Raw genomic sequence first — 21,915 nt, forward strand, 5'->3', positions numbered from 1 at the left:
CCGCGACCAGGACCGGCCGTTGTCGGACCCGAGCCGTACTCTGGGCCCCATGCAGACCTCGCCGGACCGGCACGAGTACCCCGCTCACTGGGAGGCCGATGTCGTGCTGCGCGACGGCGGCACCGCGCGCATCCGGCCGATCACGGCCGACGACGCCGACCGCCTGGTCAGCTTCTACGAGCAGGTGTCCGACGAGTCGAAGTACTACCGCTTCTTCGCGCCGTATCCGCGCCTGTCCGCCAAGGACGTCCACCGCTTCACGCACCACGACTTTGTGGACCGGGTGGGACTCGCGGCCACGGTCGGCGGCGAGTTCATCGCCACCGTACGCTACGACCGCATCAACGCCGACGGCCTCCCCGCGTCGTCCCCCGCGGACGAGGCCGAGGTCGCCTTCCTCGTGCAGGACGCCCACCAGGGCCGCGGCGTGGCGTCCGCCCTGCTGGAGCACATCGCGGCCGTCGCCCGTGAGCGCGACATCCGCCGCTTCGCCGCCGAGGTGCTGCCCGCCAACAACAAGATGATCAAGGTCTTCACGGACGCCGGGTACCAGCAGAAGCGCCACTTCGAGGACGGCGTCGTACGTCTGGAGTTCGACCTGGAGCCCACCGACCGCTCGCTGGCCGTGCAGCGCGCGCGGGAGCAGCGGGCGGAGGGGCGCTCCGTGGCCCGGCTCCTCGCGCCGGGCTCGGTCGCCGTCATCGGCGCGGGCCGCACACCCGGGGGGGTGGGCCGCAGCGTCCTGGACAACCTCCGCGAAGCGGGCTTCACCGGTCGCCTCTACGCCGTGAACGGGGCACTTCAGGAGAAGGAGCTCGGCGGAGTGCCGGCGTACGGCTCCGTCCGCGACATCCCCGAGCCCGTCGACCTCGCAGTCGTCGCCGTCCGGGCCGAGCGCGTCCCCGAAGTCGTCGCCGAGTGCGGTGAACACGGGGTGCAGGGGCTCGTCGTGGTCTCCGCCGGGTACGCCGAGAGCGGCCCCGAAGGCAGGGAGCGCCAGCGCGAGCTGGTGCGCCAGGCGCGTACGTACGGGATGCGGATCATCGGACCGAACGCCTTCGGAGTCATCAACACCTCCCCGGACGTGCGGCTCAACGCCTCGCTCGCGCCGGAGATGCCGCGCGCCGGGCGGATCGGTCTGTTCGCCCAGTCCGGCGCCATCGGCATCGCGCTGCTGTCCCGGCTGCACCGGCGCGGCGGCGGGGTCACGGGCGTGACCGGTGTGTCGACGTTCATCTCCTCGGGCAACCGCGCGGACGTGTCCGGCAACGACGTCCTTCAGTACTGGTACGACGACCCCGACACCGATGTCGCCCTCATGTACCTCGAATCCATCGGGAACCCGAGGAAGTTCACCCGCCTCGCGCGGCGCACCGCGGCGGCGAAGCCACTGGTCGTCGTCCAGGGCGCACGGCACGGCGGGGCCGCGCCCCAGGGGCACGCCGTCCGGGCCACCCGGCTGCCGCACGCGACGGTGTCGGCGCTGCTCCGCCAGGCCGGCGTCATCCGGGTGGACACGATCACCGAACTGGTCGACGCGGGCCTGCTCCTCGCGCGCCAGCCCCTGCCGATGGGGCCGCGGGTCGCGATCCTCGGGAACTCCGAGTCCCTCGGGCTGCTGACGTACGACGCGTGCCTCGCCGAGGGCCTGCGCCCGCTGCCCCCGGTGGACCTGACCACGGCCGCCTCGGCCGAGGACTTCCGCGCCGCGCTGACGCACGCGCTGGCCGACGACGGCTGCGACGCCGTCGCGGTCACCGCGATCCCTGCGGTGGGGGAGACCTCCACGGCCGACGCCGCCCTGGCGGAGGCACTCCGCTCGGCCTCCGCCGCCGCTCCGGACAAGCCGGTCCTCGTGGTCCACGTCGAGCTGGGCGGCCTCGCGGAGGCGCTGTCCGCGGCTGCCAGCACCGCGCCCCAGGCGGCTCCTCCCGCGCTTCCCTTCGCGGGCAGCAACCACCCCATCCGCCCGGCGGACCGCCCGCCGACGGTGACGGAAGTCCCGGAGGCCGAGGCCGATTCCCGCCTCATCCCCGCCTACCCCGCCGCCGAGCGGGCCGTCCGCGCCCTCGCCGAGGCCGTGAGGTACGGCCAGTGGCGGCGCGAGGCCGCCGACCCGGGGCGCGTCCCCGAGTACGAGGACATCGACGAGAAGGGCGCGGCCGAACAGATCGACGCACTGCTCGGCGACGGCGGCATGGGCGGCCTCACCCTCGGCCCCGACGACACCTGCGCCCTGCTCGGGCGCTACGGCATCGACGTACGCCGCGCCCTCCCCGCGCCCACGCCCGACGAGGCCGCCGCCGCGGCGGAGCGCGTCGGCTACCCCGTGGCGCTCAAGACCACCGCCCCCCACCTGCGCCACCGCGCCGACCTCGGCGGCGTACGGCTGGATCTGGCGGACGAGGAGCAACTGCGCAGGGCGTACGCCGAGTTGACCAGCCTCTTCGGGACGCCCGAGGAGCTGCGCCCGGTGGTACAGGCGATGGCACCGCGCGGCGTCGACACGGTCGTACGGGCCGTCATAGACCCGGCGGCCGGAGCGGTGCTCTCCTTCGGGCTCGCCGGGGCCCCGTCGGAGCTGCTCGGAGACACCGCGCACCGGCTGATTCCGGTCACCGACCGGGACGCTTCCTCGCTGGTGCGGTCGATCCGGACCGCGCCACTCCTCTTCGGCTGGCGGGGCTCCGCGCCGGCGGACGTCGTGGCCCTGGAGGAACTGCTGCTGCGCCTGTCACGCCTTGTCGACGACCACCCCGAGGTCGTCTCCGTGTCCCTGGAGCCCGTCGTCGTGGCCCCGAACGGGCTGAGTGCGCTCGGCGCCTCCGTACGGCTCGCACCGCCGCCCGCCCGCGACGACCTCGGTCCGCGCACGCTTCCTGTGTACTGAGCGGTGCCTCGCAGTCAGTGCGCCCCCGTAGGATGGACGTCATGGCCAAGACCAGTACGACGACCCAGGGGCTGCGAGCGGCGATCGAGCGCAGCGGCTACTACCCGGCCCTCGTGGCCGAGGCTGTGGAGGCCGCTGTGGGCGGCGAGCCCATCCGGTCGTATCTGGTCCATCAGGAGACGACGTTCGACGCCAACGAGGTGCGTCGGCACGTGACGGTGCTCGTCCTCACGGGAAACCGTTTCATCGTGAGCCACACCGACGAACAGGCGGCGGACAGCACGTCCCCGACGCCGTACGCGACGACGTCGACCGAGTCCGTGAAGCTCGGCCGGATCTCGTCGGTGGTTCTCAGCCGCGTCGTCGCCAATCCGGAGAAGTACGTTCCGGGGACGCTGCCGCGCGAGGTCGTCCTCACCATCGGCTGGGGCGCGGTCGCCCGAATCGACCTGGAGCCGGCCGCCTGCGGCGACCCCAACTGTGAGGCGGACCACGGGTACACGGGCAGTTCGACGGCCGACGACCTGAGCCTGCGCGTCAGCGAGGCCGGGGACGGCCCGGACGCCGTGCGGCAGACCCTCGCCTTCGCGCAGTCGCTCTCCGAGGCGACCGCGGACGTCACCCGCTGATGTCGCAGCACGTCTGGGACCACCCGGAACCGCTCTCCCTCGACTCCGCTCCCGTACCCGAGTACGGGGCCGGTTCGCTCGCCGACCTGCTGCCCACACTGGCCGCGGGCATGGACGTCCCGGACGTCACCGCCTCGCTCACGGAACTGAGCCCGGCCGACCGGAACTGTGTCTTCCTGATCGACGGCCTCGGCTGGGAGCAGCTGAAGACGCATCCGGACGAGGCCCCCTTCATGACCTCGCTCCTCGGCAGCTCACGCGGCGGCACCGGCCGCCCGATCACCGCGGGCTACCCCGCGACCACCGCGACCTCCCTGGCCTCGGTCGGTACGGGCCTGCCGCCGGGCGCGCACGGCCTGCCCGGCTACACCGCGCGCAACCCGGAGACCGGCGAGCTGATGAACCAGCTCCGCTGGCAGCCATGGACGAAGCCGGGCAAGTGGCAGCCGTACCCCACCCTGTTCCAGCTGGCCGACGCGGCGGGTGTGCACACCGCCCAGGTGTCGTCACCGCACTTCCAGAACACCCCGCTGACCAAGGTCGCCCTCAGCGGCGGCACGTTCCACGGGCGGCTGACCGGCGAGGACCGCATGGACCTCGCGGCCGAGCAACTGGCCGCCGGTGACCGCTCGCTGGTCTACACGTACTACGCGGAGGTGGACGGCAAGGGCCACCGCTTCGGCGTCGACTCGGATCCCTGGCGCGGTCAACTCATGTACGTGGACCGGCTGGTCCAGCGCCTGGCCGAGCAACTGCCCCCGCGCACCGCCCTGTACGTGACGGCGGACCACGGGATGATCGACATCCCCTTCGACGAGCAGCACCGCATCGACTTCGACGAGGACTGGGAGCTGCGCGCCGGAGTTGCCCTCCTCGGCGGCGAGGGCCGCGCCCGGCACGTCTACGCGGTCCCGGGCGCCGAGTCGGACGTCCTGACCTGCTGGCGCGAGGTGCTCGGCGAGCAGTTCTGGGTAGCCTCGCGGGACGAGGCGATCGCGGCGGGCTGGTTCGGCCCGCACATCGACGAGCGGGTGTACGAGCGCATCGGCGACGTGGTCGCGGCCGCCCGTGACGACGTACTGATCATCGCGTCCGAGCGCGAGCCGAAGGAGTCGGCGATGGTCGGCAACCACGGCTCGATGACACCGGTCGAGCAGCACATCCCGCTCCTGGAAGTACGTTCCTGACCCTCCCCGCCCGCCCAGCGAACCCCTCATGCCGAAAGGTGCTCAACTCCCCATGCCCGAGCTGGTGTTCTTCTCCGGAACCATGGACTGCGGGAAGTCGACACTGGCTCTCCAGATCGAGCACAACCGCTCCGCCCGCGGTCTGCAGGGCATGATCTTCACCCGCGACGACCGCGCGGGCGAGGGCAAGCTGTCCTCCCGCCTCGGCCTGGTCACGGACGCGGTGGAGGTCGAGGACGACCAGGACGTGTACGCGTACGTCGTCGACCACCTCTCGAAGGGCGGTCGCGCGGACTACGTCATCGCGGACGAGGCGCAGTTCCTGGCCCCCGAGCAGATCGACCAACTCGCGCGCGTGGTCGACGACCTGGACATCGACGTCTTCGCCTTCGGCATCACGACGGACTTCCGCTCCAAGCTCTTCCCCGGCTCCCAGCGCCTCGTCGAACTCGCCGACCGGGTCGAGGTCCTCCAGGTCGAGGCCCTCTGCTGGTGCGGCGCCCGCGCCACCCACAACGCGCGCACCATAGGCGGCCACATGGTCGTCGAGGGCGCCCAGGTCGTCGTCGGCGACGTCGACCAGTCGGAGGACATCGGCTACGAGGTCCTGTGCCGCAGGCACCACAGCCGCCGGACGACCGCGGCCAGCGCCCGTGCGGGCGTGCTCTCCCCGGACGTGCTGCCGGTGGACGCGGTGTCCCGGACCTGAGGGCCTGCCCGCGGGGGGCCTGCCTGTCCGTGAGGGACCGCCCGGCCCTGAAGGGCGCCGCGGCTCCCCTCAGGGAGTCGTCCGCACCACCGAGAACACCGCCCCCTCCGGGTCCGCCACCGTGGCGATCCGGCCGTGCGGGGTGTCCCGGGCCGGCTTGAGGACATGGCCGCCCAGGTCGAGCAGATGGGCCAGCGACGCGTTCACGTCCGCGACCTCGAAGTACGTCATCCAATGGGACCCGCGGTCGCGGGGCAGGGAGTTGCCGACGCCGTGGATGCCCGCCACCGGGCGCCCCTTGATGTGCAGGGTGATGTAGTCGAAGTCGGCGGAGACGACGGGCTCCTCCTCGAAACCGAAGACCGTCTCGTAGAACTTGGCGACACCGGAGGAGTCGCGGGTCCTCAGCTCGTTCCACGTCGGGGTGCCCGGGACGTCGGTGATGCCCGTGCCGAGATGGGCCGCGGCCTGCCAGATCCCGAACACGGCACCCGCCGGGTCCGAGGCGATCGCCAGCCGACCGGCGTCCTCCGCGTCGAGCGGGCCGACGCCGACCGTGCCACCGCAGTGCCGGACCGTCTCCGCCGTCAGGTCCACGTCGTCCGAGGCGAAGTACGGCGTCCAGGCGATGGGCAGATGACGGTCGGGCGGAAGCTGGCCGATCCCCGCCACCTCCTGGCCGTCGAGCTGCGCCCGCACGTACGAGCCGAGGTGCTGCGGGCCGGGCTGGAACTCCCAGCCGAACAGATCCCCGTAGAACTCCTGGGTCGTGGCCATCCCGTGCACCATCAGGCTCACCCAGCAGGGTGTGCCGGGCGTGTACGCACTGCCGTTCAGGCCGGCCGACCCCCGTGCCTCGGTCATCGTCACCCTCTCCTCGGCGCCTCGTGGGGCCGCTTCACTTCCACTACCGAACCGCGTGTTCCGCCGCCGTGCGCATGTGCGCGCCCGCTGCCGATGTTCGCACCACCAGGGGCACGGCGCGCCCCGGCCGGGTGGCCCATGGCGGGAGAGTGCCCGAATTGCTGGTTCCCATCCGTTTCCCCGCCATTGCCTGCTGATGTCCATCAGGCATACAGCGTGTGGCCGGGTCCGCACGCCGAGTGGTCGGGGCGGCCCGGCCGAGCAGAGTAGCCGGAGCTGGACGATGCGGCCACCCCGTGCGCAAGGATGGTGGCCATGAACGCCATCATCTCCGCACCCGAACTCGCGAGCGACCTGGCGGGTCCGAATCCGCCGGTCGTCCTGGACATCCGCTGGCAGCTGGGCGGCCCGAACCTGCGCTCCGCCTACGAGGAGGCGCACATTCCGGGGGCCGTCTACGTGGACCTGGACTCGGAACTCGCCTCCCCGGCAGGAGCGGCGGGTCGCCATCCGCTGCCCGACATGGAGGTCTTCGGAGCGGCCGTGCGGGCGGCCGGAGTGTCCGAGAACCGTGATGTGGTCGTGTACGACGGAGGGCTCGGCTGGGCCGCCGCGCGCGCCTGGTGGCTGCTGCGCTGGACGGGTCATCCGTCGGTGCGTGTGCTTGACGGCGGCCTCGCGGCCTGGAGCGGCCCGGTCGAGTCCGGCAGCCCGTCGCCCTCCGCCGGCACCTTCGTACCGGCCCCCGGCGCGCTGTCCCTCCTCGACGCCGACGGGGCCGCGGCGCTGGCCCGCACCGGTCTGCTCCTGGACGCCCGGGCCGCCGAGCGCTATCGGGGCGACGTCGAGCCCATCGACCGGGTCGGCGGGCACATCCCCGGGGCGGTCTCCGCGCCCACCACGGAGAACGTGGCCGAATCCGGCCACTTCCGCCCCGCCGCGGACCTCGCCGACCACTTCAAGTCGCTGGGCGTGACCGGCACTTCCGAGGTCGGCGTCTACTGCGGCTCGGGCGTCTCCGGTGCGCACGAGGTCCTCGCGCTCACGGTCGCGGGCATCCCGGCCGCGCTGTACGTGGGCTCCTGGTCGGAGTGGTCCCAGGACGACAACCGCCCGGTGGCCACGGGGCCGGACCCGCAGTAGCCGCGGCGGCTCCAGGGAACGGCGTACGGCAGCGGAAAGGGCTCGCACCAAGGTGGTGCGAGCCCTTTCCGGCATGTCCTAGTCCTGCTTCTTCCTGCGTGTCCCGAAGACGATCTCGTCCCAGCTCGGTACGGCCGCTCTGCGTCCCGGACGCACCCCGTCCGCCTCGGCCTGCCGGTCGGTCGCGCCGATCAGCCGGTCGCGGTGACTGGCCACGGAGCGCGGCATGAGCACGTCCGCGTACGCGGAACCCGCCGAGGCCGCGGGAGCCGGGGGCTCCTCCGCCTCGGGCTCCGCGTCGAGCGGTTCCTCCACCTCGGGACGCTCCGTGGTGGAGGTCGTCGAGGCGGCGGGAACGGGAGCGGTCGACGGACGCTCGGGCACCACCATGTCGCCGCGGAAGCTGGGCACCGCCTCCAGGAGACTGGTCAGCGAGTCGCGCTCGCTTGCGGTCTCCTCCAGGTCCGGCTCGGGCGACGGCGAGGGCAGGCTCGGCCGCTCCGTCTGCCGGTCCAGGGCACGGTCCATCGGACGGTCGCGCGGCAGCCGGGCGATGCGCGGCACGAACGGGAAGCTGGGCTCGGCCGCGGCGAGGTCGTCGGACTCGCCGATCAGCGAGCGCGCCTCGTCGTCCACGGCCTGTACGAGCCGCCGGGGCGGGTCGTACGTCCAGCTCGCCGAGTGCGGTTCGCCCGCCACGCGGTAGACCAGCAGGACTTCCCAGGTGCCGTCGTCACGGCGCCAGGAGTCCCACTGGACGGTCTCCTTGTCGGCGCCGCGCAGCGTGAGCCGCTCCTGCACCGCCTCGCCGAGCTGGGGACCGGTGGTTTCGCCTGGGCGGCGGACAGGGGTCTTCCGGGCACGCTCCGCCATGAAGGCACGCTCGGCGAGTACGGGTCCCTCGAAGCGACGCACCCGGTCGACGGGGATACCGGCGAGCGATGCGACCTCTTCGGCGGACGCTCCCGCACGTATACGTGCCTGGATGTCTCGGGGGCGGAGATGGCTCTCCACCTCGATCTCGATCTGGCCGAGGCGGGGACGGTCGCCGCGTACGGCGGCGCGCAGACGCTCATCGATCGGAAGCGTGTACTCCGTGCTGTCCGCAGCCTTCAGCACCAGCCGTGTGCCGTCGTTAGAGACGGCCACGACACGCAGTTCGGGCATGGGGACCTCCCGGGTGGTGCCTGCCGACGTCACGTGCGTCGCTGCTTCCGCTAGTCGAGTGTGGCCTGCCCGGGTGCAGCCTGCCACAACCTTGCCGAGTTGCCCGGCGTGTCGGGCGGTGGCCCGGGATCGCCGTTATGGCACGGTTACCTATTCGCAACGCTAAGTGACGAACTCCATCACCCTGTGCAACGAGCCCCCTCCCGGCGGTCCTGGAAGGCCCCGGACGCCCTGGCGAGTGTCCGGACCCAGGGCTCGCAACAGTACTCCATTCGGGCCACTTGCGTGGATCGGCACGCCACCGAACTTCTGTCCGGGGGCGGGAGTTGGCCACCCGGGGCGACGTTCCGGTGACCATGGCGCGTGGCGCGCTTCACGGAATCACCGCAAACGGAACTAATCGTTTCGCCTGTACGTCCTCTTCTCGCGCGGGCGTCTCGATGTCTCGTGCAAACGTCCGTGTCTACTCGCCCAGCACCCGGCGCAAGTAGTCGTTCCCGAACCGCCGTTCAGGGTCGAGCCGGTCCCGCAGTTCGGTGAACTCGCCGAAGCGCGGGTAGACATCGGCGAAGTACTCCGCGTCGCGCGTGTGCACCTTGCCCCAGTGCGGCCGCCCCTCGTGCGCCGTGAAGATCCGCTCGGCGGCGCTGAAGTAGGCCTGGTACGGCGTGCCCCGGAACATGTGGACGGCGATGTACGCGCTGTCCCGGCCGGACGCCGTGGAGAGCGTGATGTCGTCCGCGGGCGCCGTACGCACCTCCACCGGGAAGCTGATGCGCAGGGGCGAACGGTCGACCATGGCCTTCAGTTCGCGCAGCGTCTCGACGAGGGCCTCGCGCGGGACGGCGAACTCCATCTCCGTGAAGCGGACCCGGCGCGGGGAAGTGAAGACCTTGTAGGGAATGTCGGTGTAGGTGCGCGCGGACAGCGCGCGGCTGGAGATCCGGGCGATCGAGGGGATCGTGGCGGGCACGGCCCGGCCCACGTAATTGGCCACCTGGAAGACGCCGTTGGAGAGGAACTCGTCCTCGAAGAGGCCGCGTACGGTGCCGACCGGTCTCTCCGGGCCGGCGCTGCGGTTGTTGCGCTTGGTGTTGCAGTTGCCGGTGTGCGGGAACCAGTAGAACTCGAAGTGCTCGTTCTCCGTGAACAGTTCGTCGAAGGAACCCGTCACCTCGTCGAAACTCATCGGCTCCTCACGGGCCGTGAGAAGAAAAGTGGGTTCTACGGAGAAGGTGATCGCGGTGATGATCCCCAGGGCGCCGATGCCGACGCGGGCCGCCGCGAACACCTCGGGGTTCTCTTTCTCCGAGCAGCTGAGGACCGACCCGTCGGCCGTCACCAGCTCAAGGCCCGTGATCTGGGCGGCTATCGAGGCGGAGTCGCGGCCGGTGCCGTGCGTCCCGGTACTGACCGCCCCCGAAACCGTCTGCTCCATGATGTCGCCCATGTTCGTGAGCGACAGCCCCTCGCGCGCGAGAGCCAGGTTGAGACGCTTGAGCGGGGTGCCCGCCTCGACGGTGACGGTGCCCGCCTCACGGTCGATCTTGCGGATACCGGTCAACAGTTGAGGGCGGATCAACACACCGTCGGTGGCGGCTGCTGCCGTGAACGAGTGACCGGTGCCGACGGCCTTCACCCTGAGCCCGTCCTCCGCGGCCTGGCGCACGGCGGCGGAGAGTTCCTCGACGGAGGCCGGAGTGACTTCCCGGGCCGGCCGGGCGGTGACGTTCCCCGCCCAGTTACGCCAGGTGCCGCTCTTCCCGCTCACTGTGCTGTTCATGGGTCCCCTCCCGCTGCGGAACCGGCCTGCTGAGCCGGCGATACCCCAGGAATCCCACCGCGACCGCGACTGCTCCGGCCGCGACCGGAACCCCGTACCCGGCCCGCGCCCCGGCCGTGTCGATCACCCAGCCGGACAGGGAGGAGCCGAGCGCGACCCCGACCGCGAGCCCGGTGCTCACCCACGTCATGCCTTCGGTCAGTTTCGCGCGAGGTACGTGCAGTTCGACGAGGGCCATCGTCGTGATCATCGTCGGCGCGATGGACAGGCCCGCAACGAACAGCGCCACGGCCAGGAACGGCAAGTTTCCGACCAGTAGGAGGGGGATCATACTCACGGCCATGGTGCATACGCCCAGCACCCACCTGCGGGCGGGCGCTCCGCCGAGGCGCAGGAGTCCGAACACGGCACCCGCCAGACAGGAGCCCGCCGCGTACACGGCCAGGACGACGCTGGCGGCCCCCTTGTGGCCCTGTTCGTCGGCGAAGGCGACGGTGACCACGTCGACCGCCCCGAAGATCGCCCCCGTCGCCACGAAGGTGGCCACCAGGACCTGCAGCCCGGCCGAGCGCAGGGCCGAGCCGCCCGTGTGGTGCTCGCGGGGATGCGGCGGGGGCTCGGTGGCGCGCTGGGAGGTCAGCCAGAAGACGCCGGCCGCCAGGAAGCAGGCCGCGAGCAGCGGCCCGGCCTCCGGGAACCAGACGGTGGACAGACCGATGGAGATGATCGGCCCGAAGATGAAACAGATCTCGTCGACGACGGACTCGAAGGCGTACGCGGTGTGCAGCTGGGGCTTGCCCCGGAACAGGTACGCCCAGCGCGCCCGGGTCATCGCGCCGATGCTCGGTACGCATCCGATGCCGGCCGAGCAGAGGAACAGCACCCAGTCCGGCCAGTCGAAGTGGGCGGCCAGCAGCAGCCCGGCGGACGCGGCGAGCGCGAACAGCGTGGCGGGGCGCAGCACGCGCCGCTGCCCGTGCCGGTCCACCAGGCGGGATATCTGGGGGCCGAACACCGCGGCGGACAGCGCCATGGTCGCCGAGAGCGCACCCGCGAGCCCGTACCGCCCGGTGAGCTGCGAGATCATCGTGACCACGCCGATGCCCATCATCGACAGCGGCATCCGGCCGAGGAGGCCCGCGGTGGTGAACCCCTTGGAGCCGGGGGCTGCGAACAGGGCGCGGTAGGGGCTGGGCACGGGGGTCTCCGGGAGCGGTCCGGTAAGGCGTGAATGTGGCTGATACAGCTTACGAGCCAGGTGACCCCAACTCATACACGGGTGTCGGTCATCACCCCGTCCGCCGCTGTCCGGCACCCCGCCGTTGTCCCGCTGTCGGAGCCGGGTGGCAGGATCGAGACATGCGAGACGCGCTCGATGCCACCCCCTACGACGCCCTGCTCCTGCTCTCGTTCGGCGGCCCCGAGGGCCCCGACGACGTGGTCCCGTTCCTGGAGAACGTGACGCGTGGACGGGGAATCCCCAAGGAACGCCTCAAGGAAGTGGGACAGCACTACTTCCTGTTCGGCGGGGTCAGCCCCATCAACGACCAGAACCGCGCCCTGCTCGACGCCCTCCGCAAGGACTTCGCGGAACACGGGCTCGACCTGCCGGTGTACTGGGGCAACCGGAACTGGGGCCCGTACCTGACCGACACCCTGCGCGAGATGGTCGCCGACGGCCGCCGCAGGGTCCTGGTCCTCGCCACGAGCGCGTACGCCTCGTACTCGGGCTGCCGGCAGTACCGCGAGGACCTCGCCGGGGCGCTGGCCACCCTGGAGGGGGAGGGCCTGGAGCTGCCGCGCATCGACAAGCTGCGGCACTACTTCAACCATCCCGGCTTCCTGGAGCCCATGATCGAGGGCCTCCTGAAGTCCCTCGCGGAGCTCCCCGAGGACGTCCGCGCGGGCGCGCACATCGCCTTCACGACCCACTCGATCCCGGACGCCTCGGCGGACACCTCGGGCCCGGTCGAGGACCACGGCGACGGCGGGGCGTACGTGAAGCAGCACCTGGACGTCGCGCGGCTCGTCGCCGACGCCGTGCGTGAGCGGATCGGCATCGACCACCCCTGGCAGCTCGTCTACCAGTCGCGCTCGGGCGCCCCGCACATCCCGTGGCTGGAGCCGGACATCTGCGACCACCTGGAAGAGCTGCACGGCGCCGGCGTCCCGGCCGTCGTCATGGCACCCATCGGGTTCGTCTCGGACCACATGGAGGTCCTCTACGACCTCGACACGGAGGCCACGGCCAAGGCCGAGGAGCTGGGCCTGCCGGTCCGCCGCTCGGCCACCGTGGGCGCCGACCCGCGGTTCGCCGCCGCGATCCGCGAACTGGTACTGGAGCGGGCCGCCGCGGAGAGCGGGCGGGACGTGACGCCCTGCGCGCTCGGCGCCCTGGGCCCGAGCCACAACCTGTGTCCCGTGGGCTGCTGCCCGGCCCGCGCCCCCAAGCCCGCAGCCGCGGGCACCGACAGCCCGTACGCATGAGGAGCACCGTGACCGACACAGCAAGCGACGAGCTGAAGGCCGAGCTGCTGGAGATCGCGCTCGACGCGGCCCACCGCGCGGGCGCCTTCCTGCGCGACGGCCGCCCGGACGACCTGGGCGTGGCCGCCACCAAGTCCAGTGCCGTCGACGTCGTCACCGAGATGGACATCGCGTCCGAGAAGCTGATCACCGGTCTGCTGGCCGACCGCAGGCCGGACGACGGGGTGCTCGGCGAGGAGGGCGCCAGCGTCGAGGGCACGAGCGGCGTCCAGTGGGTGATCGACCCGATCGACGGCACGGTCAACTACCTGTACGGGCTGCCCAGTTGGTCCGTGTCCATCGCGGCCCTCAAGGACGGCGAGGCCGTCGTCGGGGTGGTGCACGCCCCGATGCGCGCGGAGACCTACCGGGCCGTCCTGGGGCAGGGCGCGTACGTGAACGACCGCCCCGCGCGCGTGCGGCCCGCCCCCGCCTTCGGGCTGGCCCTCGTCGGCACCGGCTTCGGTTACCTCGCCGAGCGCCGGGCCCGGCAGGCCGAGGTGGTCGGACACCTGATCCCCCAGGTCCGCGACATCCGCCGCGGCGGCTCGGCTGCGATCGACCTGTGCGACGTGGCGACGGGCCGCCTGGACGCGTACTACGAGCGAGGCCTGAACCCCTGGGACTACGCCGCCGGCGACCTGATCGCCCGCGAGGCGGGCGCCCTGACCGGCGGCCGCCCCGGAGACCCCCTCTCCACGGACCTGACCGTCGCGGCCCCACCAGGCCTCTTCGAACCGCTCCAGGCCCGCCTGGAGGAACTGGGGGCGTGGCACGACTGAGCGCGCGTGGGAGCCGGCGCGACTGGCGCCGAGTAAGACAGCGGCGACAAAAAAGCAGGCCCCGGCACTGGATCGATGCCGGGGCCTGCTTTCGTGCGAGCTGATCAGACGCGTGACGCGCCGACCTCCACGCCGTGCTCGGCGGCAAGGCGGTGCAGATCGTCGAGCTCTGCCTGCTCGACCTCCGCGAGGAAGTCGTCGCCGGTCTCGCGAGCCATCGTCAGGTCGGACTCGGTCGCCCTTATGCGCTGCAGAAGTCCTGCGGTGAATGCGTCCATGCTGCGCCCCCTCGTCCTGGGTCGTGGGTCGGTGGCACGGGGGTGTGCCGTTCGGAAGGGGCGATCACGTCTCCAGGGTGCCCAGCGCTGCCCGCACTGGGCGGCGACGGTGCCGGACACCCACGCCCGCCCTGCGGAAGCGGACCGTGACATACCGCATGGTGGTGCGGCACAAGCAGAGCGTGATCGCGGGGTGTAAAGCCGTCCTCCCCCCGCTCCCTTCCACGGAAACCTCAACCGCACGAGAAAATCTGGCATTCCCCGGCTCCCACACCCGCCTTGCACCGGCTCCCGCACCCGCCTTACAGCCGACTTATGGCCGAAAAGGGCAGGATGGAGACTCAACCCGCGACAGACCCTGCCCGCGTGCGCCGAGAAGGCGCTACGCGGGTGGACAGAGGAAGGACAAGCGACGTGCGCGTACTCGTCGTCGAGGACGAGCAACTGCTCGCCGATGCGGTGGCCACCGGACTGCGCCGGGAGGCCATGGCCGTCGACGTCGTGTACGACGGCGCGGCCGCCCTGGAGCGCATCGGCGTCAACGACTACGACGTGGTCGTCCTCGACCGTGACCTCCCCCTCGTGCACGGCGACGACGTCTGCCGCAAGATCGTCGAGCTCGGCATGCCCACACGCGTGCTGATGCTCACGGCCTCCGGAGACGTCAGCGACCGCGTGGAGGGCCTGGAGATCGGCGCCGACGACTACCTCCCCAAGCCCTTCGCCTTCAGCGAGCTGACGGCACGCGTGCGTGCCCTCGGCCGGCGTACGAGCATGCCGCTGCCGCCCGTCCTGGAGCGCGCCGGGATCAAGCTCGACCCCAACCGCCGTGAGGTCTTCCGCGACGGCAAGGAGGTCCAGCTCGCGCCCAAGGAGTTCGCCGTCCTGGAGGTGCTGCTGCGCAGCGAGGGCGCCGTCGTCTCCGCCGAGCAGCTCCTGGAGAAGGCCTGGGACGAGAACACCGACCCGTTCACCAACGTCGTACGCGTCACGGTGATGACCCTGCGCCGCAAGCTCGGTGAGCCCCCGGTCATCGTCACGGTGCCCGGTTCCGGCTACCGGATCTGATCCGTGGTGGCCACGACGCCCGCGCCCCCGACGGCGCCTCCGAAGCCCACCTGGGACCCGCGGAAACCGGAGCCCCCGTTCCCGTGGCTGCGTCCGACCATCCGGATACGGCTCACGCTGCTGTACGGCGGGATGTTCCTGATCGCGGGCATCCTCCTGCTGTCGATCATCTATCTGCTCGCCGCCCAGGCTCTGAACGTGGGCAGTGATCTGCCCTTCAGGATCGTCTCCGGCGGCGTGACCAGCCCTACCTGCAACTTCCCGTCCGAGCCGTCGGCGACCGAGCTCAACAACGCGATGAACGCGTGCGTCAACGAGCAGCGCCAGCACGCCCTGGACAACCTCCTCAGCCGCTCGCTCCTCGCCCTCCTGGGCCTGGCAGTCATCGCGTTCGCCTTCGGTTACGCGATGGCCGGCCGGGTGCTGTCGCCGCTCGGGCGGATCACGCGCACCGCGCGCGCGGTGGCGGGGTCGGACCTGTCGCGGCGGATCGAGCTGGACGGGCCCGACGACGAGTTCAAGGAGCTGGCGGACACCTTCGACGACATGCTGGAGCGGCTGCAGAGAGCCTTCACGGCGCAGCAGCGGTTCGTCGGGAACGCCTCGCACGAGCTGCGGACGCCGCTGGCGATCAACCGCACGCTTCTCGAGGTGCATCTGTCCGATCCGGGAGCGCCCGTGGAGCTGCAGCAGCTCGGCAAGACGCTGCTCGCCACGAACGAGCGCAGCGAGCAGCTCGTCGAGGGCCTGCTGCTGCTCGCCCGCAGCGACAACCAGATCGTCGAACGCAAGCCGGTCGACCTCGCCGAGGTCGCCTCACAGGCCATCGACCAGGCCCGTGGCGAGGCGGAGGCGAAGGGCGTGGCGATCCGCGGGAAGCGCGAAGCCGCGGTCGTCCAGGGAAGTGGCGTACTCCTGGAGCGGATCGCCCTGAACCTCGTCCAGAACGCCGTGCGGTACAACGTGGCGGAGGAAGGCTGGGTCGAGGTGACCACAGAGGTGCAGCACGGTCAGGCGGTTCTCGTGGTGTCCAATACGGGCCCCGTGGTGCCCGCGTACGAGATCGACAATCTTTTCGAGCCTTTCCGGCGACTGCGTACGGAGCGGACGGGCAGTGACAAAGGCGTGGGTCTTGGCCTGTCGATCGCCAGGTCGGTGGCCCGTGCCCACGGCGGTCATATCGCCGCGGAACCGCGTGAGGGGGGTGGACTGGTGATGCGAGTAACCCTGCCCGTCTGAGACCATGTCGCCGACACGCGAGGATGTTCGCTTTGCGCGGAATTTTCTGGGCATGCAGTGGGCTGCCTCGTGTGTGATCGATCACAAGGGCGAATTTCCGGCCATCTACTCTCCGTGATCAAGAAGGCCGTCGTAAAGCCGGGAACATCCGGGTTTTCGGGGGTCCAGATCACGGGAAGTACACGGTGAGACGCCTTTGAAGTGCGGCATTCGGACCGTGTACGGTCCCGTTCGCCATCCAAGCCGATCACTCTTGAGGGGTCCGATTGGGTGTCGATTGAGTAACAGACCTTGATGTGAGGCAAAATCTCCGCCTCGGGTCGGGCACAAGTCCGGCCTCTCACGCGTTACGTGCGCTGGAGACACCGCAGACACCCAGAGGGGGAGAGCGACATGGCAACGGATTACGACACCCCACGCAAGACCGACGACGACGTCGATTCGGACAGCCTTGAAGAACTGAAGGCTCGCCGGAACGACAAGTCGACTTCGGCGGTCGACGTGGACGAGTTCGAGGCTGCAGAAGGCCTGGAACTGCCCGGCGCGGACCTCTCGAACGAGGAGTTGGCCGTCCGGGTCCTGCCGAAGCAGCAGGACGAGTTCACCTGCATGAGCTGCTTCCTGGTCCACCACCGCAGCCAGCTGGCCCGCGAGAAGAACGGCCAGCCGATCTGCCGCGACTGCGACTGAGGCAGGGTCGGCCGTGACAGGCTCGACCCCGCCCTGGAAGCGCCGCTTTCGTGACCAGGGAGCGGCCGGTCCGTCCTCGGACGGCATGCGTGACGACGAGCGGGGCCACCCGGCCTCGCTCGAAGCAGTGGAAGCGACAGGCGCCTCCGGTGCCCTGGAGGTGCCGGTTCCCAAGGCGCCTGTCGCCAGACGCAGGGCCGCAGCGGTCGGCCACGGGGTGAAGGAAGGTGTCCGTAAGGGCGGCAGCCGCGCCAGGGCGGGCCTGGCGTACCTCACCGACCGAATCATCGAGAACGCCCCGCGTATCCCCGTACGGGACCTCGCGACCCTCCGCAGGCAGTTCCCGGGCCTCGGCCCCGAGCAGCTCGCGGACAAACTCGTGGCGGGCGCCTGCAACGCGACCTCCACGGTGGGCGCGGGAATCGGCGCGGCCGCGATGATGCCGGTACCTCCGGCGATGCCCACGGAGCTGGCCGCCGAGATCACCGGCGTGGCCGCGATCGAGATGAAGATGATCGCGGAGTTGTACGAGGTCTACGGCCTGCGGCCGCCGGGCAATTTGAAAGAGCGCTCCACCACGTATCTGAGTTCGTGGTCGGAGGAGCGCGGAATCGACGTGACCAAACCGTCGACGATCAACGCGGCCCTCGGAGGCCAGCTGAAGCGCGAGCTGCGCCAGCAGATCATGAAGCGCATGGTCAGAAATCTGCCGAACCTGATGCCGTTCATGGTCGGCGCCGCCGTCGGGGCGGTCATGAACCGCCGTGACACGAGAAAGCTCGCGGAGCGCATCCGCAAGGACCTCCGCAAGGCGCAGGTGCCGTGGGACGCGCTGCCGGCGCTGCCGCCCCTGGAGAAGCCCGCCGATCCGCTGCGCGTCGGAGAGATCCCCAAGGAACTGGGGCGCTGATCCCCGCTGGTCTCCTTCCCCGGCCCTGGCAGGCAAAGTTCTGACCCGCGGAAGGGAAAGTTTCCGTACGGGACACGAGTAGGAGCACAGCCCAAACTCGGCCGGGAGCCGGGAGCCGGGAGCCGGGAGCCGGGAGCCGGGAGCCGGGAGCCGGGAGCCGGACCGGTGGCGGATTCGGCCGGATCTATGCCGTCGTCGTCCGGGCCGCTTCCAGTGCCGCGGCCAGGCGCTCCGGGTCGCGGGTCGACAGGTAGAGGTACGGGGTCGGGTCGGCCGGGTCGGTGACCTCGACGCGCAGTGCCGTCGGGATGTAGGAGCGCAGGAGCATGAAGGCGCGTGTGTCGGCCTTGAACGTGCGCCAGGCGCGCGTCTCCTCCGGGTCGAGGACATGGGCCTCGCCGAGGGCCGAGACCGGGATCTTCGCGTCGCCCGCGATCAGGGAGCCGGCCACCACCCGGATCCGTACGGAGCCGTACGAACTGGCCGCCACCGCCGCGACCGCCGTGCCGCCGACGAGGCCCCCCAGCAGGGGAAGCGTGCCGAACGGCAGCAGGATCAGGGCCATCGACAGACCCACCAGCAGGCTGATGAACCACCAGGAGCGGGGCGCGGTCAGACGTTCTTCGTACGGCGAGGCGGAAAGCTGCATACGGCCTAGCCTGCCACGGTGCGTGCGCGGCGCTGACGCGGAGGTAAGGTCTGCGCCTGTGAGTGGTACATCTTCAGCTCTGCGGCCCCCGGCCGACGCCGTGGCGCCGGTGAGGCATCCCGACGCGCCCGCGCCCGGCGAGCTGCTCGGCGCGCACTACGGCCAGTGCTTCGGCTGCGGCGGAGATCAGCCGCACGGACTGCACCTGGAGGCCCGCGCGGGCGAGGGGGTGAGGATCACCGCCGAGTTCACCGTGAAGCCGGCCCACCAGGGCGCTCCCGGCCTCGCGCACGGCGGAGTCCTCGCGAGCGCACTCGACGAGACCCTCGGTTCGCTGAACTGGCTGCTGCGCACCATCGCGGTGACCGGACGCCTGGAGACCGACTTCGTACGGCCCGTGCCCGTCGGTACCGTGCTGTACCTGGAGGCCGAGGTGACGGCGGTGGCGGGGCGCAAGATCTACTCGTCCGCCACCGGACGGATCGGCGGCCCGGACGGGCCCGTCGCCGTGCGCGCGGACGCCCTCTTCCTGGAGGTGAAGGTGGAGCACTTCATCGACAACGGCCGCCCGGAGGAGATCCGTGCGGCCATGGACGACCCCGACCAGGTCCGTCGTGCCCGTGCCTTCGAGGTGAACCCGTGACCCCGACCCCGACTCCGGTGGGCGTGCTGATCAAGCGCGTCGATCCGGACGTACCGCTTCCGGAATACGCGCACCCCGGCGACGCCGGCGCGGACCTCCGGACGACGGAGAGCCGCGTACTGGAACCCGGCGAGAGGGCCGTGCTGCCCACGGGAGTGTGCATCGCGCTCCCTGAGGGGTACGCGGCCTTCGTGCACCCGCGATCCGGGCTCGCCGCCCGCTGCGGTGTCGCTCTGGTGAATGCCCCGGGGACGGTTGATGCCGGGTACCGTGGGGAGATCAAGGTGATCGTGGTGAATCTCGACCCGCGCGAGTCCGTGCGGTTCGAGCGCTTCGACCGGATTGCCCAACTGGTCGTCCAGCAGGTCGAGAAGGTGCGCTTCCAGGAGGTGGCGGAGCTTCCCGACTCGGCGCGGGCCGCGGGGGGCTTCGGGTCCACCGGCGGGCATTCCGCCGTGGGCGGCACAGCGGGTGGGAATCGATACGCTTCGGTCGTATCCGACCGGGAAGGACAGTGACGTGTTCGGACGTCGCAAGAAGGGCAGTGCCGCCGAGGACGCGGCGGGCGAGGCCGAGCAGGTCGTCGACGGTGTCGACACTGAGGCGGACGACGCGGAGCGCGAGCGCGTGAGGCTCGAGCCCGAGCCGCGCCCCGACGGGCCCTGGGACAGCACAGAGGTCCGGGATCCGGCCGAGGGCCGGGTCGACCTGGGCGGTCTTTTCGTGCCCGGGGTCGACGGCATGGAGCTCCGGGTGGAGGTCGCGGGCGACGCCATCGTCGCGGCGACCGTGGTGCTCAAGGACAGCGCCGTCCAGCTGCAGGCCTTCGCCGCCCCCAAGCGCGAGGGCATCTGGGGCGAGGTCCGCGAGGAGATCGCCACCGGCATCACCCAGCAGGGCGGTGTCATCGACGAGGTCGAGGGCCCGCTGGGCTGGGAGCTGCGCGCACAGGTACCGGTGCAGCTGCCGGACGGGACGGGCGGCTTCCAGGTCGTCCGGTTCATCGGCGTGGACGGGCCCCGCTGGTTCCTGCGCGGAGTGATCTCCGGCCAGGGCGCCGTGCAGCCGCAGACCGGCGGCGTACTGGAGTCGATCTTCCGGGACACCGTCGTGGTCCGCGGTGAGGGCCCGATGGCCCCGCGCGACCCGATCGTCCTGAAGCTGCCGGACGACGCGCAGATGGTCGCCGAGGGCGTCCAGCAGGAGGAGCAGGCAGGTTCCCGCTTCTCCGGCGGCATGGGTCAGCTGCAGCGCGGACCGGAGATCACCGAGGTCCGGTAGCCGCGCACAAGGAAGTACGGCGGTGGGCCGCACTCCCCTCGGGGAGTGCGGCCCACCGCCGTTTCACCGTTTCCCGGGACTTCCCGTCAGCCGGCGTCCGGGATCCACGAGCCGTGGATCATCGCCGGTACGCGGCGCGGCAGGTGGACCGTCGCGACCGGCGGCAGGGACAGGTCCGAGGCGTCCAGCACGAGCAGCCTGGACGCGTCGGCGTTCAGATCGCTGACGACGGTGAGCAGATACCCGGCGTCCTCGTCGGAGGAGCCGGCGGCGTCGTCCGCCGGGGCGAACACGGCCTCACTGGGCAGTTGGCCGTTGCCGAACGGCAGCAACTGGCGGGTGCCGTCCCGGCGGTCGTACTTGACCAGCGTGTGGTTGCCGATGCCCAGGTCGTCGGGGAACGACAGCGCGTACTGGTAGCGGTGCTCGCGGCCTGTGAAGGCGTCGTTGATGGTGGGGAACTCGACGGTGAGGTCGTCCGTCTGCTCCTCCTTCACACGGCCCGCCGCGAGGTCGACGGTCCAGCGCCTCGTCCTGGAACCGGAGTTGGGCTCCGCGCCGCGGTCCGGGGCGCCGACCCACCAGTTCCAGGAGCGCTGCCAGCCGGTACGGCCCACCGTCGGGCCCTCGACGACGATCCGGCCGTACGCGTCCTCGTAGGCGTTGGCGAAGTGCATGCCGTAGCCCTGGTCGACCTCGAACCAGCGGATGCGGGCCGCGCCTCCCGCGCCGCGCGGCATGACCCCGATCCGGGACCGCTGGGCGTCGCTCCAGCCGTACGGGATGCCGGAGTGCTCGGCCGGGTCGAAGGTGACCGAGCCCTCCAGGAACACGACGTGGTGCTCGGTGATGGCGAAGTCGTGCTTGAGCGCGGCGCTCGCGTCCGGGACCTCCTGGGTGTCCAGGACCTGGCCGTCGGGCGAGGCCACGTGGTGGATCAGATAGGGCGGGAACGGCGACGAGGAGAAGAAGTGCAGTTCGCCGGTGGCCGGGTCCTCCTTGGGGTGCGCGGTCATCGCCGACGTCAGCCTGCCGCCGAAGTCGTACGCGCCCACGGTCTCCAGGTCGGCGGTCAGCTCGAAGGGGAGGTTGGCCTCGCAGAGCGCGAGGAGGCGTCCGGCGTGCTCGATGACGTGGGTGCCCGCGGTGCTGGCGGTCAGGTCGGGGCCCCGCTCGGTCATATAAGGGGCGCCTTCGAGCGCCGGGGTGTGCACCCAGCGGTTGCGGTACCACTCCGCGCGCCCCTCACGCAGCCGTATGCCGTGCACCATGCCGCTGCCCTTGAACCAGTGGGTGGGGGTGATGCCGGGCTTCGGGTTGTGGCTGTTGCGGATCAGCCGGCCGGTCAGCTCGGGCGGGAGTGTCCCCTCGACGGTGAGCGTGGTGGCGGTGATCTCGTCGGTGACGGGGGTGTAGTGGCCGGTCAGGTACGGCTTCTCGACGCTCATGACGGTGACCTTTCTGGTGGGATTCCGCT

Annotated in this window: 21 protein-coding genes; 14 read left to right on the plus strand and 7 right to left on the minus strand. The window is 71.1% G+C overall.

Translation table 11 applies throughout. From position 1 onward, the window contains the following. Positions 1–49: 49 nt before the first annotated feature. Genes ACN20J_RS35465 through ACN20J_RS35480 form a run of 4 tightly spaced genes read left to right on the plus strand, consistent with a single transcriptional unit; the run spans position 50 to position 5,415 of the window. Positions 50–2,890, plus strand: coding sequence for a GNAT family N-acetyltransferase (locus ACN20J_RS35465; RefSeq protein WP_419667556.1), 2,841 nt, complete (start codon positions 50–52; stop codon positions 2,888–2,890). Positions 2,891–2,931: 41 nt separating this feature from the next. After that, on the plus strand, positions 2,932–3,519 hold the full coding sequence (locus ACN20J_RS35470) for a DUF5998 family protein (protein ID WP_143638176.1): 588 nt from the start codon (positions 2,932–2,934) through the stop codon (positions 3,517–3,519). Then, positions 3,519–4,706 carry an alkaline phosphatase family protein gene (locus ACN20J_RS35475; protein WP_189841123.1) on the plus strand — a complete coding sequence of 396 codons (1,188 nt, stop codon included), beginning with the start codon at positions 3,519–3,521 and terminating at the stop codon, positions 4,704–4,706. The genes ACN20J_RS35470 and ACN20J_RS35475 overlap by 1 nt, the downstream gene beginning before the upstream one ends. 52 nt (positions 4,707–4,758) lie before the next feature. Next, on the plus strand, positions 4,759–5,415 hold the full coding sequence (locus ACN20J_RS35480) for a thymidine kinase (RefSeq protein WP_189841124.1): 657 nt from the start codon (positions 4,759–4,761) through the stop codon (positions 5,413–5,415). Positions 5,416–5,484: 69 nt separating this feature from the next. Here the strand turns inward: ACN20J_RS35480 and ACN20J_RS35485 are convergent, their stop codons facing one another. Then, on the minus strand, positions 5,485–6,279 hold the full coding sequence (locus tag ACN20J_RS35485; RefSeq protein WP_189841125.1) for a VOC family protein: 795 nt from the start codon (positions 6,277–6,279) through the stop codon (positions 5,485–5,487). A gap of 315 nt (positions 6,280–6,594) precedes the next feature. On the opposite strand from ACN20J_RS35485, the gene ACN20J_RS35490 reads away from it, so the two are divergent. Then, positions 6,595–7,422: a sulfurtransferase gene (locus ACN20J_RS35490; RefSeq protein WP_189841126.1), complete on the plus strand. Its 828-nt coding sequence runs from the start codon at positions 6,595–6,597 to the stop codon at positions 7,420–7,422. A 78-nt stretch (positions 7,423–7,500) separates the two neighbouring features. Here ACN20J_RS35490 and sepH read toward each other — a convergent pair whose 3' ends face one another. The 3 genes from sepH to ACN20J_RS35505 form a co-directional block, all read right to left on the minus strand. Beyond that, positions 7,501–8,589: a septation protein SepH gene (gene sepH, locus ACN20J_RS35495; RefSeq protein ID WP_189841127.1), complete on the minus strand. Its 1,089-nt coding sequence runs from the start codon at positions 8,587–8,589 to the stop codon at positions 7,501–7,503. A gap of 463 nt (positions 8,590–9,052) precedes the next feature. Next, the gene (locus ACN20J_RS35500; RefSeq protein WP_189841128.1) at positions 9,053–10,372 is read right to left on the minus strand and encodes a D-arabinono-1,4-lactone oxidase; all 1,320 of its coding nucleotides are present in this window, start codon (positions 10,370–10,372) and stop codon (positions 9,053–9,055) included. Further along, positions 10,332–11,570, minus strand: coding sequence for an MFS transporter (locus tag ACN20J_RS35505; protein WP_189841129.1), 1,239 nt, complete (start codon positions 11,568–11,570; stop codon positions 10,332–10,334). The genes ACN20J_RS35500 and ACN20J_RS35505 overlap by 41 nt, the downstream gene beginning before the upstream one ends. A gap of 161 nt (positions 11,571–11,731) precedes the next feature. Here ACN20J_RS35505 and ACN20J_RS35510 point away from each other — a divergent pair, with 161 nt between their 5' ends. Both ACN20J_RS35510 and ACN20J_RS35515 read left to right on the plus strand, forming a co-directional pair. Beyond that, positions 11,732–12,859, plus strand: a complete 1,128-nt coding sequence (locus ACN20J_RS35510) for a ferrochelatase (protein WP_419667557.1) — start codon at positions 11,732–11,734, stop codon at positions 12,857–12,859. Then, positions 12,856–13,680 carry an inositol monophosphatase family protein gene (locus ACN20J_RS35515; RefSeq protein ID WP_361895426.1) on the plus strand — a complete coding sequence of 275 codons (825 nt, stop codon included), beginning with the start codon at positions 12,856–12,858 and terminating at the stop codon, positions 13,678–13,680. The genes ACN20J_RS35510 and ACN20J_RS35515 overlap by 4 nt, the downstream gene beginning before the upstream one ends. Before the next feature lie 104 nt (positions 13,681–13,784). Here ACN20J_RS35515 and ACN20J_RS35520 read toward each other — a convergent pair whose 3' ends face one another. Further along, a complete protein-coding gene (locus ACN20J_RS35520) occupies positions 13,785–13,958 on the minus strand; it encodes a hypothetical protein (RefSeq protein WP_189841132.1) in 174 nt (57 codons plus the stop codon). 414 nt (positions 13,959–14,372) lie between these two features. On the opposite strand from ACN20J_RS35520, the gene ACN20J_RS35525 reads away from it, so the two are divergent. The 4 genes from ACN20J_RS35525 (at position 14,373) to ACN20J_RS35540 (ending at position 17,865) form a co-directional block, all read left to right on the plus strand. After that, complete coding sequence (locus ACN20J_RS35525; RefSeq protein ID WP_055615445.1) at positions 14,373–15,026, plus strand: response regulator transcription factor; 654 nt, start codon at positions 14,373–14,375, stop codon at positions 15,024–15,026. Positions 15,027–15,032: 6 nt separating this feature from the next. Then, entirely contained in the window at positions 15,033–16,265 is a 1,233-nt protein-coding gene (locus ACN20J_RS35530) for a sensor histidine kinase (RefSeq protein WP_189841133.1), read from the plus strand. A gap of 393 nt (positions 16,266–16,658) precedes the next feature. After that, complete coding sequence (locus ACN20J_RS35535; protein ID WP_005481602.1) at positions 16,659–16,955, plus strand: DUF4193 domain-containing protein; 297 nt, start codon at positions 16,659–16,661, stop codon at positions 16,953–16,955. A 13-nt stretch (positions 16,956–16,968) separates the two neighbouring features. After that, positions 16,969–17,865, plus strand: coding sequence for a hypothetical protein (locus tag ACN20J_RS35540; protein ID WP_190226855.1), 897 nt, complete (start codon positions 16,969–16,971; stop codon positions 17,863–17,865). Positions 17,866–18,049: 184 nt separating this feature from the next. Here ACN20J_RS35540 and ACN20J_RS35545 read toward each other — a convergent pair whose 3' ends face one another. Then, positions 18,050–18,514, minus strand: coding sequence for a DUF3093 domain-containing protein (locus tag ACN20J_RS35545; protein WP_055615447.1), 465 nt, complete (start codon positions 18,512–18,514; stop codon positions 18,050–18,052). 58 nt (positions 18,515–18,572) lie between these two features. Between ACN20J_RS35545 and ACN20J_RS35550 the strand changes: the two genes are divergently transcribed. Genes ACN20J_RS35550 through ACN20J_RS35560 form a run of 3 tightly spaced genes read left to right on the plus strand, consistent with a single transcriptional unit; the run spans position 18,573 to position 20,438 of the window. Further along, positions 18,573–19,157, plus strand: a complete 585-nt coding sequence (locus tag ACN20J_RS35550; protein WP_189841136.1) for a PaaI family thioesterase — start codon at positions 18,573–18,575, stop codon at positions 19,155–19,157. Continuing rightward, positions 19,154–19,675, plus strand: coding sequence for a dUTP diphosphatase (dut, locus tag ACN20J_RS35555; RefSeq protein ID WP_189841137.1), 522 nt, complete (start codon positions 19,154–19,156; stop codon positions 19,673–19,675). Before ACN20J_RS35550 ends, dut begins: the two co-directional genes overlap by 4 nt. Before the next feature lies 1 nt (position 19,676). After that, positions 19,677–20,438 (plus strand): DUF3710 domain-containing protein, encoded by a 762-nt coding sequence (locus tag ACN20J_RS35560; RefSeq protein ID WP_189841138.1) that lies wholly within the window; start codon positions 19,677–19,679, stop codon positions 20,436–20,438. Positions 20,439–20,524: 86 nt separating this feature from the next. Here ACN20J_RS35560 and ACN20J_RS35565 read toward each other — a convergent pair whose 3' ends face one another. Further along, positions 20,525–21,886 carry a carotenoid oxygenase family protein gene (locus tag ACN20J_RS35565; RefSeq protein WP_419667558.1) on the minus strand — a complete coding sequence of 454 codons (1,362 nt, stop codon included), beginning with the start codon at positions 21,884–21,886 and terminating at the stop codon, positions 20,525–20,527. Between the last annotated feature and the right edge of the window lie 29 nt (positions 21,887–21,915).

Origin of the sequence: Streptomyces sp. 2-1, assembly GCF_048564895.1 — a bacterium.
Taxonomy (GTDB): domain Bacteria; phylum Actinomycetota; class Actinomycetes; order Streptomycetales; family Streptomycetaceae; genus Streptomyces; species Streptomyces phaeochromogenes.

Bases quoted from the DNA above. Each gene is read 5' to 3' on its own strand.
- ACN20J_RS35545 (WP_055615447.1), bottom strand. From the start codon at position 18,514: ATGCAGCTTTCCGCCTCGCCGTACGAAGAACGTCTGACCGCGCCCCGC.
- ACN20J_RS35485 (WP_189841125.1), bottom strand. From the start codon at position 6,279: ATGACCGAGGCACGGGGGTCGGCCGGCCTGAACGGCAGTGCGTACACG.
- ACN20J_RS35500 (WP_189841128.1), bottom strand. From the start codon at position 10,372: ATGAACAGCACAGTGAGCGGGAAGAGCGGCACCTGGCGTAACTGGGCG.
- ACN20J_RS35520 (WP_189841132.1), bottom strand. From the start codon at position 13,958: ATGGACGCATTCACCGCAGGACTTCTGCAGCGCATAAGGGCGACCGAG.
- ACN20J_RS35470 (WP_143638176.1), top strand. From the start codon at position 2,932: ATGGCCAAGACCAGTACGACGACCCAGGGGCTGCGAGCGGCGATCGAG.
- ACN20J_RS35475 (WP_189841123.1), top strand. From the start codon at position 3,519: ATGTCGCAGCACGTCTGGGACCACCCGGAACCGCTCTCCCTCGACTCC.
- sepH (WP_189841127.1), bottom strand. From the start codon at position 8,589: ATGCCCGAACTGCGTGTCGTGGCCGTCTCTAACGACGGCACACGGCTG.
- ACN20J_RS35465 (WP_419667556.1), top strand. From the start codon at position 50: ATGCAGACCTCGCCGGACCGGCACGAGTACCCCGCTCACTGGGAGGCC.
- ACN20J_RS35490 (WP_189841126.1), top strand. From the start codon at position 6,595: ATGAACGCCATCATCTCCGCACCCGAACTCGCGAGCGACCTGGCGGGT.
- ACN20J_RS35510 (WP_419667557.1), top strand. From the start codon at position 11,732: ATGCGAGACGCGCTCGATGCCACCCCCTACGACGCCCTGCTCCTGCTC.
- ACN20J_RS35535 (WP_005481602.1), top strand. From the start codon at position 16,659: ATGGCAACGGATTACGACACCCCACGCAAGACCGACGACGACGTCGAT.
- ACN20J_RS35515 (WP_361895426.1), top strand. From the start codon at position 12,856: ATGAGGAGCACCGTGACCGACACAGCAAGCGACGAGCTGAAGGCCGAG.
- ACN20J_RS35565 (WP_419667558.1), bottom strand. From the start codon at position 21,886: ATGAGCGTCGAGAAGCCGTACCTGACCGGCCACTACACCCCCGTCACC.
- ACN20J_RS35480 (WP_189841124.1), top strand. From the start codon at position 4,759: ATGCCCGAGCTGGTGTTCTTCTCCGGAACCATGGACTGCGGGAAGTCG.